Annotated in this window: 13 protein-coding genes; 4 read left to right on the forward strand and 9 right to left on the reverse strand. The window is 76.7% G+C overall.

Translation table 11 applies throughout. The features are described from left to right. Window positions 1-59: 59 nt before the first annotated feature. Entirely contained in the window at window positions 60-344 is a 285-nt protein-coding gene (locus tag ACQPY0_RS22215) for a helix-turn-helix domain-containing protein (protein ID WP_432991816.1), read from the reverse strand. Further along, window positions 332-463 (reverse strand): hypothetical protein, encoded by a 132-nt coding sequence (locus ACQPY0_RS22220; RefSeq protein ID WP_432991818.1) that lies wholly within the window; start codon window positions 461-463, stop codon window positions 332-334. Before ACQPY0_RS22220 ends, ACQPY0_RS22215 begins: the two co-directional genes overlap by 13 nt. Before the next feature lie 118 nt (window positions 464-581). Here ACQPY0_RS22220 and ACQPY0_RS22225 point away from each other — a divergent pair, with 118 nt between their 5' ends. Both ACQPY0_RS22225 and ACQPY0_RS22230 read left to right on the forward strand, forming a co-directional pair. Further along, on the forward strand, window positions 582-1,571 hold the full coding sequence (locus ACQPY0_RS22225; protein ID WP_432991820.1) for a helix-turn-helix domain-containing protein: 990 nt from the start codon (window positions 582-584) through the stop codon (window positions 1,569-1,571). Next, on the forward strand, window positions 1,568-3,940 hold the full coding sequence (locus tag ACQPY0_RS22230; RefSeq protein ID WP_432991822.1) for a tetratricopeptide repeat protein: 2,373 nt from the start codon (window positions 1,568-1,570) through the stop codon (window positions 3,938-3,940). The genes ACQPY0_RS22225 and ACQPY0_RS22230 overlap by 4 nt, the downstream gene beginning before the upstream one ends. 2 nt (window positions 3,941-3,942) lie before the next feature. Here the strand turns inward: ACQPY0_RS22230 and ACQPY0_RS22235 are convergent, their stop codons facing one another. Beyond that, on the reverse strand, window positions 3,943-4,308 hold the full coding sequence (locus tag ACQPY0_RS22235) for a hypothetical protein (RefSeq protein WP_432991824.1): 366 nt from the start codon (window positions 4,306-4,308) through the stop codon (window positions 3,943-3,945). An 84-nt stretch (window positions 4,309-4,392) separates the two neighbouring features. Between ACQPY0_RS22235 and ACQPY0_RS22240 the strand changes: the two genes are divergently transcribed. Beyond that, complete coding sequence (locus ACQPY0_RS22240) at window positions 4,393-8,661, forward strand: hypothetical protein (protein WP_432991826.1); 4,269 nt, start codon at window positions 4,393-4,395, stop codon at window positions 8,659-8,661. Here the strand turns inward: ACQPY0_RS22240 and ACQPY0_RS22245 are convergent. Together ACQPY0_RS22245 and ACQPY0_RS22250 are read right to left on the reverse strand one after the other, a co-directional pair. Continuing rightward, on the reverse strand, window positions 8,642-9,913 hold the full coding sequence (locus tag ACQPY0_RS22245) for a CHAT domain-containing protein (protein WP_432991828.1): 1,272 nt from the start codon (window positions 9,911-9,913) through the stop codon (window positions 8,642-8,644). The two genes, ACQPY0_RS22240 and ACQPY0_RS22245, sit on opposite strands and share 20 nt — an antisense overlap. A gap of 4 nt (window positions 9,914-9,917) precedes the next feature. Further along, the gene (locus tag ACQPY0_RS22250; protein ID WP_432991830.1) at window positions 9,918-11,972 is read right to left on the reverse strand and encodes a tetratricopeptide repeat protein; all 2,055 of its coding nucleotides are present in this window, start codon (window positions 11,970-11,972) and stop codon (window positions 9,918-9,920) included. A gap of 20 nt (window positions 11,973-11,992) precedes the next feature. Between ACQPY0_RS22250 and ACQPY0_RS22255 the strand changes: the two genes are divergently transcribed. After that, window positions 11,993-14,650 carry a hypothetical protein gene (locus ACQPY0_RS22255; RefSeq protein WP_432991832.1) on the forward strand — a complete coding sequence of 886 codons (2,658 nt, stop codon included), beginning with the start codon at window positions 11,993-11,995 and terminating at the stop codon, window positions 14,648-14,650. A 4-nt stretch (window positions 14,651-14,654) separates the two neighbouring features. On the opposite strand, the gene ACQPY0_RS22260 is transcribed toward ACQPY0_RS22255, so the two are convergent. The 4 genes from ACQPY0_RS22260 to ACQPY0_RS22275 all read right to left on the reverse strand — a co-directional run bounded on the left by ACQPY0_RS22260 (window position 14,655) and on the right by ACQPY0_RS22275 (window position 18,328). Next, on the reverse strand, window positions 14,655-15,614 hold the full coding sequence (locus tag ACQPY0_RS22260; protein ID WP_432991834.1) for a purine phosphorylase: 960 nt from the start codon (window positions 15,612-15,614) through the stop codon (window positions 14,655-14,657). Window positions 15,615-15,729: 115 nt separating this feature from the next. Continuing rightward, the gene (locus ACQPY0_RS22265; RefSeq protein WP_432991836.1) at window positions 15,730-16,239 is read right to left on the reverse strand and encodes a DUF1269 domain-containing protein; all 510 of its coding nucleotides are present in this window, start codon (window positions 16,237-16,239) and stop codon (window positions 15,730-15,732) included. Between the two features lie 541 nt (window positions 16,240-16,780). After that, window positions 16,781-17,371, reverse strand: a complete 591-nt coding sequence (locus tag ACQPY0_RS22270; RefSeq protein WP_432991838.1) for a DedA family protein — start codon at window positions 17,369-17,371, stop codon at window positions 16,781-16,783. A gap of 108 nt (window positions 17,372-17,479) precedes the next feature. Beyond that, entirely contained in the window at window positions 17,480-18,328 is an 849-nt protein-coding gene (locus ACQPY0_RS22275) for a cellulase family glycosylhydrolase (protein ID WP_432991840.1), read from the reverse strand. Window positions 18,329-18,805: the final 477 nt, after the last annotated feature.

Here is an 18,805-nt window from a genome sequence, read left to right on the forward strand (position 1 = left end):
CGAGCGCGCCGTTGAGGTCGGCCGGGGTGACACCCGTGGCGCGCTCGGCCCGGCCGTGTTCATGGGGGCTTGGCGTAGCCGGCCAGGCTGACCCGGGACGTGATCTCCAGCTTCCGGAAGATCTGGCGCAGGTGGTAGTTCACCGTGTGCTGGGTGATGCCCAGCCGGCGGGCGATCTGGCGGTTGGTCAGCGCCCGCCCGGCCAGGCCCGCCACCGTGCGCTCCCGCTCCGTCAGGCAGTGCCACCCCGGGCACGGCTGCGGCGGTGGTGCCGCGGCCTCGGTGTCGGCCAGCACCAGCACGATCCGGATGATCAGCGGCTGCTGCTCGGTCAGCTGGTCCATGAGTTCAGCACCGCCTCGAGGACGTGGAGCAGCAGGAGCGTGGCCAGGCGGGCCAGGCGCTCGGGCCAGTTCGGGCCGTCGGGGTCGGTCCGTTCATCGAGCCATTGACGTACGTTCACCGCACACCTCCGTGTTCTGCGCTCAGCGTGCGGCCGGAGCGGGCGGCCGGCGGCGCATTGCCGGTGTCCGCGAATGTCCGCGGTGGCCCGGTGGCGGGCGGGACGGAACAATGGGGTGGTGCCGGAGTCGGGGCCGGAGACGGTCCATACCCTCGAGGACCTGGCGCGCGAGCTGCGCCGGCTACGGCGGCAGGCCGCGCGACCCGGGCAGGTGCAGCTGTCGATCCGGGACCTCGCGGCGCGCGTGCGCCGGGCGCCGAGCACCCTGGAGCCGTACCTCAACGGTAAGCGACTGTGCCCAGCCGACGTGTACGAGGACATCCTGCGGGCGCTCGGCGTCGAGCGGCTGCGGCCGTGGCTCGACGCGTGGGAGCGGGTCGCCGAGGGCGGCGGCCCCCCGGTCGTCCGCGAGCGCCCGGACGGGCGGCGCCGGCTCCTGCCGCACAGCCGGACGCTTCGCTACGAAACCCAGCGGGGCGGCACGGTCGGCGTCGTCGCCGGCGACCTGCGGCGGGTGACCGGGATCGACGCGTGGGTCAACTCCGAGAACACCGAGATGCGGATGTCGCGCTTCGAGGAGTACTCCGTGTCGGCGGTCATCCGCTTCGAGGGCGCGGTCCGCGACGCGTCCGGCGCCGTCGTCGACGACCTGGTGGCCGACGAGCTGGAGCGGGCGGTCTCCGGCCGCCGCCCGGTCCCGGCCGGCACCGCGATCACCACCGGGGCCGGCCGGCTGACCGCGACCAACGGCGTGCGGCACGTCATCCACGTCGCGGCGGTGCGCGGCGAGCCCGGGCAGGGATACCGCCCGGTCGCCGACGTCGGCCGCTGCGTCACCAACGCCCTCGCGGAGGCCGAGCGGCTCGCCGCCGCCGGGCCGGTGCGCAGCATCCTGTTCCCGCTGCTCGGGGTCGGCGTCGCCGGCGGTGCGCTGGGGCCGACGGTCGACGCCATGCTCGGCGCGATCATGCACCACCTCGGCGCCCCGCGGCGGCCCGGCGTCAGCGCGGTCCACCTGCTGGCCAGCACCGCCGAGGAGTTCGACGCCTGCCGGCGGGCCCTGGTCGCCACGCCCGGCCTGACCAGCGGCGACGAGGGGACCGGATGAGCGGGGAAGCGCTGGCCGAGGCGCGTCGCCGCCTGCTGACCTTCGCCCAGGGCGATCCGGCTCCGATCATGGAGCCGGATACGGTACCGCTGGCCGACCTGCTCGCCGAGTCCGCCGTCGACGACGGCCGCGTGGCCCGGCCCGGCCTCCTGCTGAGCGCCGCCATGCTGCACCAGGCCCGGGCCCTCGCCGCGACCGACCCGGCCCGGCGCGCCGAGTCCGTCCGTCGCGCCGGCGACCTGGCGCTGGTCCTCGCGCTGGACGAGCCCGGCGGCGTCCCCGAGATGCTGCGGCCGGCGACCGCCGTCGCCGCGGTCGGCGCGTCCGCGCACCTGATCGAGCACGGTGGCCTCGACGCGCTCAACGCCGCCGTCGCCGCCGCCCGGCTCGCCCTGGACTGGGGCAGCGGGACGGCCCGCGCCGCGGGGAGAACCAACCTCACCACCGCCCTCGCCGAGCGGTTCGAGCTCGCCGGGGCGCGCGCCGACCTGGACGAGGCGATCGCGCTGCTCGGCGCGGCGCCGGAGGATCCGGCCGCGCTGAACAACCTGGGCAACCTGCTGCGGACCCGCTTCGAGCTCGCGGGCGCCCGCGGCGACCTCGACGGAGCCGTCGACGCGCTGCGCCGGGCCGGCGACGGGCCGCGGCAGCTGGCCAACCTCGGCCAGGCCCTCCTGACCCGGTTCGACGCGCTGGGCGAGCGGGCCGACGTGGACGAGGCCGTGCGGTGTGCCCGGCGGGCCGCCGACGCCACGCCCGCCGGCGATCCCGAGCTGCCGATGCGCTGGTCCGGGCTGGGGACCGCCCGGCGCGCGGCGTACGACGCCACGGGTGAGGCCGCCGACCTGGAGGCGGCGATCGACGCCCACCGCCGGGCCGCCGCCGCGGCCCCGCCCGGGCACCCGCGGGCGCCCGGCATCGCCGTCAACCTCGGCAACGCGCTGCGCAGCCGCTTCGACCACGTCGGCCGCCGCGACGACCTCGACGAGGCCATCCGGGTCACGGCCGCGGCGATCGGCACGGTGCCGCCGGGCCATCCGGGCCTGAGCCGGTACTGCAGCAACCTCGGCGCGATGCTCCGGCTGCGCTACACCCAGTTCGGCGACCCCGCCGACCTGGACGCGGCGATCGACGCGCACCGGCGGGCCGTGGCGTCGGCGGCGCCGCAGGACCCGCACCGGGCCCGCTACCTGAGCAACCTCAGCGCCATCCACAGCACCCGGCACGACCGCACCGGCGTGGTCGAGGACCTCGACGCGGCGATCGCCCACGGCCGGGAGGCGGTGGCGGCCGCCGCGGCGTCGCCGGCCGACCGGGCGCGCTGCCTGGCCAACCTGGCCAGTGCGCTGCTCGGCCGGTCGGAGCTGCTCAACTCCGCCGGTGACCTCGACGATGCCGTCGACGCGCTGCACGAGGCGGTGTCCCTCGTGGGCGAGCGGCACGTGGACCGGGCGCGATACCTGACCAACCTCGGCATCTGCCTGCAGGCCCGGTTCGTGCGCGCCGAGCGGGACGAGGACCTCGACGGCGCCGTCGCGGCGGCCCGGGACGCCGTCGCCGCGACCGGCCCCGGCAGCCCCGACCGGCCCGGGCGGTTGTCCAACCTGAGCGTCGTGCTCCAGACACGCTACCTGCGGCACGGGAGCCGCGCCGATCTCGACGCCGCGCTCGACGCCGGCGAGCGGGCGACGGCGAGCACGACGGCCGGCCACCCGACGCGGCCCAGCCGGCTGTCGAACCTGGCGCTGGCCCGCCTGCGCCGCTTCGAGCGGACCGGGGTGCCCGCCGACCTGGCCGCGGCCCTCGCGCTGAGCGCGGAGGCGGTCGCCGTCGCCGAGCCCGCCAGCCCGACCCGCAGCCGGTCGCTGGTCAACCTGGGCAGTGCTCACGAGATGCGGGCGCTGCGCGGCGCGGATCACGGCCCGCCGGGTGACGACCTGCGCGCCGCGCGCGACGCGTGGGCCGAGGCCGCGACCGGGCCCGCCGCACCGGTCGCGGTGCGGGTGATCGCCGGCGCCGCGTGGGGCCGCGCCGCCGCCCGCCTGGGCACCTGGGACGACGCGGCTTCGGGCTACGGCACCGCGGTGGAGCACCTGGAGACGCTCGCCTGGCACGGCACCCGCCGGGCGGACCAGGAGTACGCGATCGGTGGCTGGTCCGGCCTGGCCTGCGATGCCGCGGCGAGCACCGTCGCCGACCGGCGGCGGGCGGCCGACGCGCTGCGGCGGCTGGAGCAGGGCCGCGGCATCCTGTGGGCGCAGTCGCTCGCCCACCGCCCGGACCTGACCGACCTGGCCGCGGTCCGGCCCGACCTGGCCCGCGCGCTGCGCCGGGTCCGCCGCGCCCTCGACGCCCCCGAGGACGCCTGAGGTCACATCGGCTTCATCGGGCGGCGCTGCAGGTCGCACGGGGGCGGCTCGTCATAGATCGCCTCCTCGCGCCGGGCACAGCGCCCGTCGGGGCACGCGAACGCCGCCGAGGGCTCCTCGGGGATGCCCTGCCAGTCCAGCTCCCGCGCGAGGTCGCCGTCGAGCGGATGCTTGCCGTAGTTGGCCTCGTCGTCGCGGGCCCGCGCGATCGTCGCGCGCAGCGCCGACCACTCGGCGAGCCGGTCCGGCGCCCGGCCCTCGTCGGTGTCGAGCCGGGCGAACTGCTCGCTCAGCCCGTATCTGACGGTCCCGCGGCGCAGGTCCTCGAACTCCTCGCACACGTGCGCCCAACCGGTGACGTCGGACATCGAGTCACCTCCATCGCCGGGCAGGGAACGTGACAGTATCGTTCGAAAGGCGGCACGCGGACGCTATCACGAGGACGACGGACGATGACCGACATCACCCTCGACGGCAGCGACGTGCCGCAGGACGAGCGGCCGGAGCTGGAGTCGGTGCTGAGCAAGCTCGCCGAGGCGCACGGACCCGAGCCCTGGGGGACCCCGCCGGTGCGGATCGAGGTCCGGCGCAAGCTCTCCGGCCTCGGCGGCGCCACCGTCCTCGACGTCGTCGTGCACCACGAGCGGCGCACCTTCGTCGTGGTCGTCAAGGTCGACACCGCCGAGCGGACGCGGACCGAGTACCAGGCCTACGACGAGGTCGTCCGGCCCGCCGCCAGCGAGCTGTGCCCGCCGATCGTGGCGGCGACGCCGGGCGTGCTGGGACCGGGCTCCCGGGAGCGGGAGGCGATCGTCTACCAGCACGTGGCGGCGTTCGTCGGCGAGCCGGCCGCGGCGCTGACCACCCTCGAGGACGTGTTCGCGCGCGCCTCGCTCGGCGACGCCGGCGCGGCCCGGCGCGCCACCGCGGCGGTGGCCTCGACGCTGTCGCGGGCCCGGGACGTCTTCCACGGCGCGCCGGTCGTGGCGGCGGAGGCGTCCCTGAAGGAGCTCGCCGGCCGGCTGGGCCCGGACATCGCGGTCGAGCCCGGGCCGGGCGGCTCGCCGGTGTACCCGTCGCAGATCCTCGCCGCGGGCACCGCCGCCCCGCACGGGGTCGGGGTCGGCGACCGGGTGACGATCACCGGGCTGACGCTGGGACACCTCGCCGGCGTGCCCGTCGGCCTGCGCGACTCGGCCACGGCGGAGATCCGCGGCGGCACTCCGCCCGGCGTCGCCCCGGGGGAGGCCTTCGACCTGGACGGGCGGGTCGTGGCGGTCCGGCCCGAGACCGTCAGGCGCCGGCTGGAGCAGCACGTCGACGGGCTGCGCGAGGTGGCCGTCGCGGACCCGTACGCCGGGCTGCGCCGCGCCCTGCTCGGGGACCGGCTGCCGGCGGTTCGCTCGCGGGTCCACGGCGACCTCAACGCGCGCAACGTGCTGCTCGTCGACTCCCCGCACGGCCTGACCCCGCACGACCGGCCGTACCTGATCGACTACGCCGCGGCCACCCAGGACGGCCATCTGCTGGCCGACTTCGTCTGTCTGGAGGTCAACCTCATGCGCGCCTGCGCCGGCGACCCGCGCTTCGCCGACCTGGTACGACTGCAGCGCACCCTGGCCGCGGCGGCCACGCTGTTCGCCTTCGGCCCCGACGAGGACCGGGGGCCCGCCGCGCCGGTGAGCACCGTCCACGCGGCGATGACCGGTCTGCTGCCGCCCGGCCCGGCCGCGGTCTGGCCGGCGCTCGCCCGCCTGCGCTGGGAGGCCTGGCGCTCCTACCCGCGACAGGACCGCGCGCGCTGGTTCGCCGACTACAACCGGCACCTCATCGTCGCCGCGCACCGCACCTTCAAGTGGCCCGACGCGCAGCAGGCCCCGACCCGGCTGGCCGCCTCGGCCGCGGTTGCCGCCGTCGGCGCGGAGTGGCAGGACCTCGCGGCCGCGTTCGCGAACTGGCCCGACGGCGACCTGGCCGCCCTGGCCACGGCGCTGCCCGACGCGCTGGCCCGGGCCGGCGTGGCCGGCGCGCCCCTGCTCGGGGCGGTCGCGGCCGAGGCCGACCGGCGGGGCGCTACCGGCGAGGTCGCCGGCGCCCTGACGGCCGCCGCCGTGCGGGTCGCGGCGGCCGCGCTGCGCCCGCCCGCCCCGGGCCCGGCCCGGCGGCCGTTCATCGACCTCGCGGCCGAGCCGGTCGGCACCGCGGACCCCGCCGGGGAGGTTCTCGGCGCGGTGACCGCGCTGGCCGCCGAACCGTTCGCGGTCCTCGCCGGGCCGCCCGACTCCGGCAAGACCACGGTCGCGACCACGATGGCCGAGCGCATGCTCGCCGCGCGGTCCCGCCTGCCGGTGCTCATCCCGGCGGCGGACCTGCCCGGCGGCGGCGTCGCGCAGCTCGTCGCCCGGCACGCGCCGCTCACCGAGGCGGCCGCCGGGCACGTTGAGGACCTGCTGCGCGCGGGCTGCCTGCACGTCACCGTCGACGGGATCGCCACGGCGACGCAGTGGCCCGGCGCCCTGGCGTGGGCGCGGGAGGTCCGCCGGGCGTACCCGCGCACCGCCGTGCTGCTGTGCGGCCGCACGCTGCCCGGCGCGGAACCCGGCGGGCCGCGGCGTTACCGGCTGCTGCCGCCGACGGCCGCGATGGCGGTCGCGTACCTCACCGAGTCGGCGGCGCTGGGCAGCCTGCCGGTGCGCAACGTCCGCCGCGTGCTGGCCGGCGCGCCCGCGACCGCGGAGCTGCTCGCCAGCCCGCTGTGGCTGAGCATGCTCGCCGAGCACCTCGCCCCGCACGGCCGGCCGCCCGGGCTCGGCGCGCTGCTCGAGCGGCACTTCGCGGGCCGCCCCCAGGCCAGTGCGGCCGGCTGGGACGCGGCCTGCACGGCGGCGGCCGCGTTCGCCGCCGGCGGTGCTGCGCCCGCGGGGGCCGACCGGGCGCTGCTCGTGGCCGCCGGCATCCTCGCCGAGCCGGACGCCGGCCCGGCCTTCGCCCGGCCGGCGTACCGCGACTTCTTCGCCGCCACACACCTGATCCGCCACCCCGGCGAGGTGGCGGCCCGCGCCCGGCGGCTGGACTGGCAGGAGCCGCTGCGCCTGGCCGCCTCCCGCGACGAGCGCCCCGCCGGCCTGCTCGCGGCCGTGCTGCCGGTCGTCCGCCGCGCCGACCCGGCGTTCGCGGGCCGGCTCATCGCCGCGGCCGGGCTCCCGGCGCACGACGAGACGGTCCGGGCGTTCGTCGCCGAGCAGGACGAGACGCTGCGCGACGAGGCCGCCGGCGACGCGGCGTGGCGGCGGGCCGCCGCGGCGCTCGTCGCGCTCGGCCCGCACGGCGCCCGGCCGCTGCGCGACGCGATCGGCGACCCGGCCCGGCCCGAGGGCGCGCGGACGGCCGGCCTGGCCGCGTTCGGCGCCGCCGCACCCGTGAACCTGCTGCGCGACCTGCTCGCCGACCCGGGGCACCCGGCCGGGCTGCGGGCCGACGCCGCGCGGCTCGCGGCCGACCGCCGGGCCACCCACCTGGCCCTGCTCATCGCCGACGGCTGCGGCCCCGACGCGCCGTGGGCGTACCGGCGCGCCGCCCACGCCGCCCTCGACCGGCTCGGCGTCCCGCTGCCCGCGACCCAGCGCGCGGCCTACCGCTCGGCCGCCGCCGGACGGCTGGCCGAGCTGGACCGGCTGCTGCCCATGCTGAGCACCACCGCGGCCGCCGACGCCGCGCAGGACGAGCAGCGGGAGCTGCTGCGCGGGCCCCTGGCCGGGGACCGTGAGCTCGTGCTGGCCCACCGGTCCACGTTCGACCTCGGCGATGCGGTGCCCGACGTGCCCGACGCCGACCCGGACCCCGAGATCCTCGCCCGGACGCTGCCGGCCGAGGCGCTCGCCGCGCTGCTCGTGGCCGTCGCCCACCGCGATCCCGTCCGCGGCGGGCGGCTGGCCGTCGGTGTCGCCGACGCCCTGGCCGAGCACCCGGCCCGGCTGCGGTGGCCGCTGCGCACCGCGATCGCCCGGGCCATGCCCCGGCGGGAGCTGTGGAGCCGGCTGCTCGTCGAGGAGCCCGCGCTCGGCGTCGCCACGCTCTGCGGGCCCGGTTTCCATCTCGACGGCGCCCGGCCCGAGGAGTACGACCTCAGCCCGCACGCGTTGCGGGCGCTCGCGGCCGCGGCTCCGGCGGCGGCACCGGCCTGGGCGGCGGTCGACTTCGTCCGGGCCGCGGCGACCGCGCGGCTGACCGAGGCGCTGCCGCTCGTGGGGGAGCTGCTCGATCTGGCGGTGCCGGGCGCCATGGTCCGGGAGGCGACCTACCGGGAGTACGGCATCCTCTCCCTCGCCTGGCCGTCGGAGCTGTTGTCGGCCGGAGGCTTCCTCGCGAGCCTGGCCCCGCCCGGCGACCGGGCGGCGGCCGCCGTCGAGCGCCGCATCGCCGGGCTCGACCCGGCCGGGCGGCACCCGAGCGTGGCCGCGGGCCGGCTGATCGCGCTGGGCTACCTCGGCGATCCCGAGCCGCTACTGTCCAATTTGGACACCGCCGAGCCGCGCCTGCACGCCGCGGCCAGCCACGCCGCGCTCAACCCGGCCCTGGACGCGCAGCGGGTGATGGACGCCGTCGCGGCCGCGCGGGCCACCGCCCGCACACCGCGGGCCCGCACCACCCTGCAGGACATCCTCGACGAGCTGAGCCGGCGCACCGGCCTGCTGCCGGACGTCACGGGCCGGTGTGGGTGAACGGGGTCCAGGCGCTGAGCCGCTCGGTCTCGCGCATCTGGCGCAGGACCCCGTGCAGGCGGTGCGCGGACTTGGCCGGTTCGAAACCGTCGGCGTAGACGGCGTCGGCGACCGTGTACGCCTCGGACTGGTAGACCGTCCACAAGGTACCGATGACGTGCCGGTAGCCGGTGTAGTGCAGCGCCGCGGCGAGGGTGATCGCCTCGTCGGCCAGCGCCAGGCCGCCGGTCGCGGTCTTGCACGCGGAGAGGAAGGCGAAGTCGCCGGAGTACTGCCGCTCGCTGATCTGCCCGATGGTCAGCACGCCGTCGTAGAGCCGCAGCCCGCCCTGCGACGGGTCGTCGAGCAGCTGGTCGCCGTGGCAGCTGAAATGCACCCAGCGGTGTGCGGGCAGCAGCTCGAGCACGTCGGCGACGACGGCGTCCCGGCCGTCGCGCAGCGTGCACCGGCCGGCGAAGCGCGCAACGAGCATGTCCCGCTCGGCGGCGACGTTGTCCAGCGGTACCTCCCCGGGCGCGTCGGGCACGGTGACGGCGAGCAGCCCCGGCGGGTCCGCGCCGGCGGGCAGCGGCCGGCGGGCCTCCAGCAGGGCCCGCAGCGTCGGCGTGTACGACGACACCACCCGGTCGAGCACCGTCGGCCGGTCCGGCCCCGGCGCGCGGTGGTCTCCGGCCGCGTGCAGGGGCAGCAGCGTCAGCAGCCCGGTCGGGCACCACCACAGCCGCGGCCACACGGCGCCCTCCGCCGGGGTCTCGGCGAACCCCAGCTCGGTCAGCACCGGCTCGGCCACGCTGTCCCACAGCCATTGCAGGACGACCCGGAGCGTCGTCTCGGCGCGCAGCCTGGCGACGCGCAGCTCATGTGCGGCGCGGGCCCGGGCCTCGCCCGTGGCGGCGGGGTCGCGCCGGGCCCGCACGTAGGCGGCCTCACACTGGCCGACCCGCTGCAGCTGCCGCAGGTATCCCTCGACCCGGCGCTGCACGTCGGCGGCGGTAAGGCCGGGCAGGTCCCGGACCCGCACCTCGTCCTCGGTCACCAGCAGCGCGTCGCAGCGCCACCGGCTGACGTTGATGACCGCGACAGGCCCGTCGGCCGCGGCCGGCAGCAGCTTGTCCAGCGGCGGAGGGCGCAGGAAGTCCTCGAACCCGTCCAGCTGCCGCACCTGCTCGACGAGCTCGTCCCACTCGCGGGCCAGCGCCATGCGCCGGTCGACGCTCCGGGACGGATCCGGCGCACCGTCTACCTCGGTCACGCCGCTATGGTGCCCCGCCCCCGGCGATCTCCCGCAGCCGGGTCCCGGCCAGGCGGGTGTCCGGGTGGTCGTCGCCGAGCTGCTGGCGGCGGCCGGCGAGCACCTGACGGTACTCCTCGGCGGCCTGTGTGGTGTGGCCGAGCGCCGCGAGCAGGCCGGCGACGTGGAAGTGCGTCGTCATCGTGTCCGGGTGGCGGGGGCCGAAGACGCGGCGGCGGATGTCGAGCAGGTCGCGCAGCTCGGTCTCGGCCACCGCGCCGTGCCCCTGGGCGGCCAGCGCGAGGGCCACCCACTGGCGGGAGTGCAGCGTGTCGGGGTGGTGCTCGCCGAGCATCGCCCGGCGCAGCTCGCCGACGCTGCGGCCCTGCCGCTCGGCGGCGCCGTAGCGACCCTGCCGGTAGGCGACCGCGGCGAGCTGGTGGCGGGTCATCAGCGTGTCGGGGTGCAGCGGGCCCAGGGTCCGGCGCCGCCGCCAGAGCACCCGCTGGAACTCGGCCCGGGACTGCTGCAGGGCGCCGAGGCTCATCAGCGCGCGGGCCAGCTGGTGCTGCGAGGTCAGGGTGTCCGGGTGGTCGGGGCCGAGCAGGCCGCGCTGGGCCTCGTACACCGACCGCAGCCGCGCCTCGGCCTCCGCGTAGCGGCCCAGGCTGCGGGCGGCCCGGCCGAGGGCGTGCTGGCTCTGCAGCGTGTCCGGGTGGGCCGGGCCCAGCACCTCCAGCCGGGCCGCCAGCGCCGCCTGGAACTCGCGCTCGGCGTCGGCGAGGCGGCCCGTGTAGTACAGCGTGTAGCCCAGCTCGTGCCGCAGCTGGGCCAGCAGCGGGTGGCCGGCGGGCAGGACCCGCCCGGCGACGCCGAGCAGCCGGCGCAACTCCGGCCCGGCGGGCTCGAACATGCCCCGGGCCCGCAGATGGCGGACCGCGGCGACGGCGCACGCCAGCACGCCCTCGGCGTCGGCCGCCGGTCCGTCCGGCAGGGTCGCGGCCAGGTGGAGCGCGTGCGCGGCCACCGCCTGCCAGCGCGGCCAGGCCGCCGGGTCGTGCGGCGGGCCGATCGCGCCGCCGGCGACCGCCCGGACCAGCAGCTCGGCGGCGAGCGGGGCGAGGCCGGCCGACGGCTCACGGCTGGCCTGCCGCACCAGCGGGTGCACCGCGACCGCGTCGTCGGCCAGGTCGACCAGGCCCAGCGCGGCCAGCCCGCGCAGCACCCGCCACAGCCGCGAGGCGGTGAGCCCGGCGAACTCCGCCGCCGTGGCCAGCACGGACGGGCTCAGCATCAGCTGGTACGGCACCGGGGCGTCGGCGAGGTGCGACAGCACCCGCAGCAGCGGCCGGGCGGGCTCCAGCCCGCGCTCGTCGAGCAGGTCGAGCGACAGCTCCCAGGCGCGGGCGATGATCTGCCGGTGCGCCTCGGCCGGGGAACCGGCAGCGCCCGGCGGGGCGGCGTCGAGGGCGGCGAGATAGCCCTCGAACGTCGTCACCGCGCCCGGCTCGGGCCAGGGGACCTCGGCGGTGTCGGCGAGATACGCCCCGCACATGCGCAGCGCCAGCGGCAGGCCGCCGAGCCGTTCGGCGAGCGCCCTCGCCGCGCGCTGGCTGCCGGCCTCCCCGGCGAGGTCGGTGAGCACCCGGGTTGCGTCCGCGGGCCCGAGCATGCCGACCGGGTCGAGCACACACCAGGCGCCCCAGGTCTGCGGGTCGCCGTCGCGGGAGGTGACGAGCACCAGCCCGCCGCCGGCGACGGGGCGCAGCCAGCCGGTGCCGTCGGCGAGCGCGCCGGAGCCGGCGAGGACCTCGGGCCGGTCGACGCCGTCGAACACCAGCAGCCACGGCCCGCCGCGCGCGGCCAGGGCCCGCCACACCTGGTCGGCGGCGTCGCCGTGGTGCAGCGCCTCGGCGGGCACACCGAGGCGCCGGGCCACGGCCAGCATGCCCGCGGCGACGGTGTGCTCGGCGGCGCCGGCGACCCACCACACGTCCGCGCCCGCGGCGGCGGCCCGGTGTGCCACCTCCAGGGCCACGGCCGACTTGCCGCTGCCGGCCAGGCCGCACAGCACGCGCACCCCGGCCCGCCGGTGGGGGTGTGCAGCGCCGAGTGCAGCGTGGTGACGAGCGTCTCGCGCCCGCGCAGCGGCCGCGCGGGGTCGCGCCGGCCCAGCGGCGGCACGACCGAGACCGCCTGCTCGGCGCGCTGCCCGGCCACGGTCAGGTGTACGTTCTCGACGTTGACCTGCCCGCCGTGCTGCGCCGCGTACACCCGGCCGTCCTGCCGGGCATCGTTGCGCTGCACGGACTCCGCCGACATGCCTCATGCCTACCATCGCGCCGCCATGGTCGACAGGCTCGCGGCGGTACCGTCGACGTCGTGACCCTCGCCGAGGAAGCTCAGGAGGCGTTGTCCCGCGCGCAGGCCGGCGGCGACGTCGTGCTGCTGCAGCGGGCGATCGAGCTGTACCGCACGCTGCTGTCGCAAACCCCGGCCGGCCACGAGTCCCGGCCGATCCGGCTGACCGGGCTGGCGGCGGCGCTGGCCAGCCGGTTCGAGCTGGCCGGCGACCCTGCCGACCTGGAGGCCGCCGTCCGGCTCGGGTGGCGCGCCCGCCGGTTGCTTTCGCCCGGCGACGAGGACGCGGCGCTGGTGCACTCCAACCTCGGGGCGGCGCTGGCCACCCGGTTCACCGAGCACTATCACGGGCGGGACCTCGAGGCCGCGATCGCCGAGCTGCGGGCCGCGGTCGCGGCGGCGGCGCCCGGCGATCCGTACCTGTCGTCGTACCGCTCGAACCTCGGCGCGGCCCTGGAGCTCGCGTACTCCGTCGCCGGCGCGGACACCCTCGACGAGGCGGTCGAGTGCGCCCGGCTGGCCGCCGAGGACGTCCCGCCCGACGCGCCGGCCGACGCGATCGCCGGCTACCGGGCGAACCTCGCCAACGTCCTGCTGGTGCGGTTCCGCCGGCGCGGCCGGCCCGGCGACCTGGACGACGCCGTCGAGCAGTACGACCGGCTGTGCGCCGAGGTGCCGGCGGAGCATCCGATCCGGCCGGAGATGGTGGCCCGGGCCGGGGACGCGTGGGCGCTGGCCTATCTGCACCGCGGCCGGCCGCAGGCGCTGGACCGGGCCGTCGACCTGCACCGCGAGGCCCACGAGTCGACGCGGGCGGCGGATGCGCAGTACTACAGCAGCGCCGAGAAGCTGGCGACCACCCTGCGGATGCGCTTCGAGCACGCCGGGCGGGCCGCGGACCTCGACGAGGCCGAGACCCTCGCCCGGCGGGCCCTGTCCGGCGGCGGCCCGGACCGCCCGGAGCGCCTCGCGACCCTGGCCACCGTGCTGCACAGCCGCTACGAGCACGGCAATGACCCCGGCGCGCTCGACGCGGCGATCGACGCCTACCGGGCGGCCGCCGACGCGACCCCGCCGCAGGACCTGCAGCGGGCGTATCGGCTGAGCAACCTCGCGGAGGCGTTGCGGCTGCGGTTGCTGGACCGGGGCGGGTTCGCCGACCTGGAGTCGGCCGTCGCCGCGGCCCGGGCCGCGCTGGACGAGGTGCCGCCGGAGCACTCCGAGCGGGCGATGTTCGCCGCGCACCTCGCCAACATCCTGCACGCCCGGTGGAGCCGGCTCGGCACGGCCGGCGACCTCGACGCCGCGATCGAGCTGGCCCGGGCCGCCGCGGCCGGCACCGCCGAGGACAACGTGACGGCCGCCGCGCGGCTGGCCAACCTCGCCGAGCTGCTCCTGGCCCGGGCCCTCGACCGGCGAGGCGAGCGCCCGGACGGCGACCTCGACGCCGCGATCGAGCTGGCCCCGGCCGCCGCGGCCGACACCGCCGAGGACAACGTGACGGCCGCCGCGCGGCTGCCCAACCTCGCCGAGCTGCTGCCGGCCCGGGCCCTCGACCGGCGTGGTGAGCGCCCGGACGCCGGGCTCGACGGCGACCTCGGCGCGGCGCTCGCGGCCGCGCGCGCCGCCGACGCGTCCGCCGCGCCGCGCTCGGACCGGGCGGCGATCCGCAGCAGCCTCGGCAACGTCCTGACCGTCGCCTACGGCCGCGACCACGACCCGGCGACGATCGAGGCGGCGATCCGCGCCCACCGCGGTGCGCTGGCCGCGAGCGGCCCGCCCGGCCGGCCCGGCCGGATCGGCAACCTCGCGGCGGCCTGGGCGCAGCGGTGGTTCGTCGGCCGCGACCCGGGCGACCTGCGCCGCGCCATCGTCGGCGCGCGGCAGGCGGCCGCCGCGGCGGCACCGGGCTCGCCCGCGCGGGCGACCCAGCTCAGCGGGCTCGCCGTGCTGCTGCGCGACCGCGGCGACCGCCGCCGCGCCCAGCGGGCCGCGCGGGAGGCCGCCGACATTCGCGCGGCGCCGGTCGCGGTCCGCCTCGGCGCCCGCACGATCGACGCGGAGCTGTCCATGGCGGCCCGCGAGTCCCCGGCCGCCGCCACCGCCTACGCCGAGGCGGTCGCGCTGCTGCCCCAGGCCGCCTGGCGCGGCGGCGACCGGCGCACCCGGCAGACGCACCTGGTGCGGTGGGCGGGCCTGTCGGGCGAGGGCGCCGCGGCCGCCGTGGCGGGCGAGCGCCCCGGCCTCGCCCTGGAGTTGCTGGAGGGCGGCCGGGCCGTGCTGTGGTCGCAGCGGCTGCAGCTGCGCACCCGCGACGAGCGGCTGGCCCGGGTGGCCCCGGCGGTCGCGGCCCGGCTCGACGAGCTGCGCGCCGCCCTGGACGACGAACGGTTCTGAGGTCTTAGCGGGGGCCGCCGTGGACGATCTGGTCGCCGCCCTGCACCGCGAAGACGGCGCCGCCCGAGGCCGAGTTGACCTGCACGTTGGCCGGAGCCGCGGGGCGGTCCGCAACGGTGGCCGGAGCCGCGGGACGGTCCGCAACGGTGGCCGGAGCCGCGGGACGGTCCGCAACGACGGGCGCGGCCGTGGGGGCGGCGCCGGTGTGCTCCGGTTCGAGCCGGCGGATGAGGCCGGCGGCGAAGGCGGCGGCGCGCTGGGCGGCGAGCAGCGGCCAGCCGGCCTGCTCGGCCTCCTCCTTGGGGCGGTGGACGGAGTCGCTGATGCCGCGCACCGTGAGCATCGGCAGGCCGCCGTTGAGGTGGGCGGCCGCGGAGGCGCCGGCGCTCTCCATCTCGATGGCCACCGCGTCGCCGTATTGGCCCTGCAGCTGCCGGGCCAGCGGCGACGAGGGCGAGTTGAGCAGTACTTCCCCGGCCGCGATCGGCAGGAAGTGCACCGCCGGGCCGGGCCGCTCGTCGCCCTCGGGCCGCACGTCGTCGCGGGCCACGTGCCGGGCCAGCTGCTCCAGGCCGTGCGCGGCGTCCCAGCTGCGGGGCCGGTGCTGGAACCCGGAGCGGTCGTCGCGGCCGCCGTGGTAGGCGAAGACCCGCGTGCCGACCACGACGTCGCCGAGCGCCACCCACTCCCGCAGCGCCCCGGCGATGCCGACGAACAGCAGCGCCTGCGGGGCGAACAGCGCGATCGCCCGCTCGGCGAGGACCCCGGCGCCGATGTTGCCCGGGCCGGTGACCGCGAGGGCCACCTGCCACGGCGCGCCGGGCACCGCGCCGACCTCGAAGATCGTCCCGGCGGGGTGCCGGCGGGGCACGAGGTCATTGAGGTGGCGGCGCATCGCGGCGTATTCGATGTCGATCGCCGTGAGCACCACCAGCCGCCGGGCCGCCTCGATCGGTCTCGCCATCCGGCACCGCCCCTCCGTAGCCAGCCGCCTTCCCAGCGTACGCGGTCGATGCCGCACACCGGGAGGTCCACGGGTGGGGGCAGCTGCTCGACGCCCTATGCCAGGCGTGCGCCGCTCATCGTGCGGGCGACAGATGCGCGGCCTCGATGGCGTCGCGCAGGCGCTGTTCGGCCTCCATGTTCAACGAACTGCGCAGCAGCTGACCCCCGAACTGGAACGGTGCCATCTCCGCCACGACCTTGTCGACGGTGACCTGGTCGATGAGCAGGAACAGCGCCGCCGAGCCGGGCTGCAGCGACGCGCCGACGTCCTTGATGAACTTGTCGTCCACCCCGGTGTCGGTGACCTTTCCGGCGATCGCACCGCTGGCCGCACCGACGGCCATGCCGATGAACGGAGCGAAGAACAGCAGCCCGATCAGGCCACCCCACAGGGCCCCACCGGCCGCCCCGACCGCGGCCGGGTTCGTCGTCTGATGCAGCCGGACCTTGCCGTTGGGACCGACGTCCACGACAGCGGCGTCGCGCACGGTGATGAGCCCCTGCCGCTGCAGATCGATGATCTTTTCCCGGGCGGCGTTCGCGGTAGTCAAGTCGCGGTATCCGATCACAATCAGATCGCTCATGATGCTTCCTCCCAGATCGTCGGTCGACGCTAAGCTAAGGTCTGTTCACAAATCCGTGGTTCGAATTCGGCTGACGATGTAGCGGCGCGCCATCGGATCCACGGCCGATTGACTTGAGGCCACATGGCTGTATTCTGAAGGTGTTCGACGCACCACCAAGGGCCGCAAGGGGCCCGGCCGAGTCAACCGGACACCACCGCCCCGGGTACCGCATCATCCAGATGCCGATCCGCGGCGGCCGCAGCGCAGCACCAGCCACGCCGGCTGGGCCGGCGTGCTCGGCGAAATACCGGAAACGGTGCCCTCGACAACCCCGGGATGAGCCCGGCGCAGCCACTGCACCGGACCGCACCGGAACGACGAGGCGCACACCCCGGACTGTTCCATAGCTCCAGCACTAACCACGAGCTATGAAACAGGCCTTAGCTGCAACGGTCATCGCGCCGGTGCCCAAGCGCCTCGCCCGGCAGGAGTGACGATCGTCGTGCCGGCGTGGGTCAGCTGTCGGGCCGGCGGCGACGGCCAGCAGTATCCGGCCCGGCTACCGGCGGCGAAGCACGCGGTGCAGCAGCAGCCAGCCGGCGAGGGCGACGACGAGAGCGGCCACGGCGTACCATTCGTAGCGGCCCAATGCCGCCCGGATCATCCGGATGTGGTCGCCGACGAGGTAGCCGCCGGTCGTCCAGGCGCCGACCCACAGCGCCGCGCCGAGCGCGTTGAAGGCCAGGAACCGCCGCCACCGCATGCCGGTGGCGCCGGCCACGACGCCGTTGAGCTGGCGCAGCCCTTCGACGAACCGGGCCACGGCGACCACGATCGGGCCGCGGCGGGTCATGAACCGCTCCATCTTGGCCAGGCGGGGCTCGGTCAGCCGCACGTAGTGACCGAAGCGCAGCACTAGGCGCCGCCCGCCGCGGCGGCCGATCCAGTAGCCGATGCTGTCGCCGGTCACCGCCGCCGTGAAGGCCACCACGCCGATCGCGATCACGTTGAGCCGGCCGTGCCCGGCCAGGCCGGCGGCGAGGATGATCGCGGTCTCGCCCGGGGCGGGCACCCCGAGCCCCTCCACGAGGACCAGGACGGCCAGGCCCAGGTATCCGTAGTGCTCGACCAGGCCGGTCAAACCGCCCACCGCCGTGCCTCCTCACCCTCGTGCACACCGACAGTAGGCTGCCGAAGATGAGAGGAGGATGAACGCCGCCGGCGGTGTGGTGAAGTTGACCGCGCGGCCGCGTTCTGACTACGGCGTGTAGACGGTCGCCTCGCGGGAGGTTTGCCGGATACCGTTGGGGCCGTCGAACACTCGCCGGCCCCACCAGGTGAGCGACTTGGCGTTGAACTGGTTCACCATGTCGAGGTTGCTGACGTCTCCGCTGTTGCCGCTCCAGGACCAGGCGAGGTAGCCGATGCGGTGCGCCTGCGCCTCGGCCATGATCGCGTCCTCGTCGATGTCGCCGTCGTGATGCGTGTACGCGAACTCGGTCACCGCGATGGGAAGCTTCGCCCGCAGGTACCGGCCGAGGTAGTCGTGGACGTTCGTGGCGCGGCCGAACGCGCCGTAGATGTGGATGGAGAAGACGGTGTTACGCTCCGGGTCGGCGGCGAAGACGTCGGCGGCGTGGTCGCGCATGGTGAACGACAGGTCCTGGCCCCAGTCGGGCGCATCGACCATGAGGGTCTGATGGATGCCGGCCCGGCGCAGGCGGTGGATCGAGTCCATCGTGTCGCCGGGCCAGGAGCGGAAGTTGTCCAGGACGTACGGCTCGTTGGCCACGTCGACGACGGCGTACTTCTCCTGGCCGATGAGCGCCTTGCGAATACTGATCCAGTAGTCCACCGCCCGCGCCTGCGAAATGGCCTCCGGGCGGTAACCCCACCCCGTGGTGTCGTTGACGACCAGGACGCAGACGAGACGGTTCTGCCGGCACAGCGCGATCACGTGCGCGACATCGGCCGCGTCGCTTCTTCTGGCAACCACGCCCGTGGACAGCTCGACCCGTACGGTGTTGGCGCCCATCGCCTTGACGTCGCTGAACATCCGAGGCGTCTTCTCCGGATACACGGCGTGGTTCTGGCCCACGCCACGCATGACAAACTCGTTGTTGTCGGCATCGTAAAGGCGCCCGTTGGCAACATGGAAACCGGACCTTTGGGGTTCCCCGTTCGACGCAGGGGACCCGGGCCGTCGCGGTGTCCCATTCGAATGGTGCAGCTGCCCCACGAGGATGATCGAGACGACGACGATGATGAGCGACGTGCCCGCGACGGCGGTGCGCATTCTCATGACCCACCTCGGACCGGATTCCTGTCGGCGCAGCGGAGCACTTCCCCGGTGCCGCCCCACAAACCCCTCGCACAGCGAATTCAGCCCGCCTGCGAACGGTAGTCCCCTGTACGGCTCTGCCGAGGCCTTCGCCACGATGGCTCCGAGGACCCAGAACCCCGAGTTGCTGTAGCTGAACCGGGTGCCGGGGGTGAACAGCGGTTCGGTCTGTTACCCGCCGGCACCCGTTCGTCCGCTCCGCGCCCGGCGTAGGCGACCCGCGGCGCGGCCAGCACACCGCCC

The organism is Dactylosporangium sp. CA-233914 (genome assembly GCF_050942935.1).
Taxonomy (GTDB): domain Bacteria; phylum Actinomycetota; class Actinomycetes; order Mycobacteriales; family Micromonosporaceae; genus Dactylosporangium.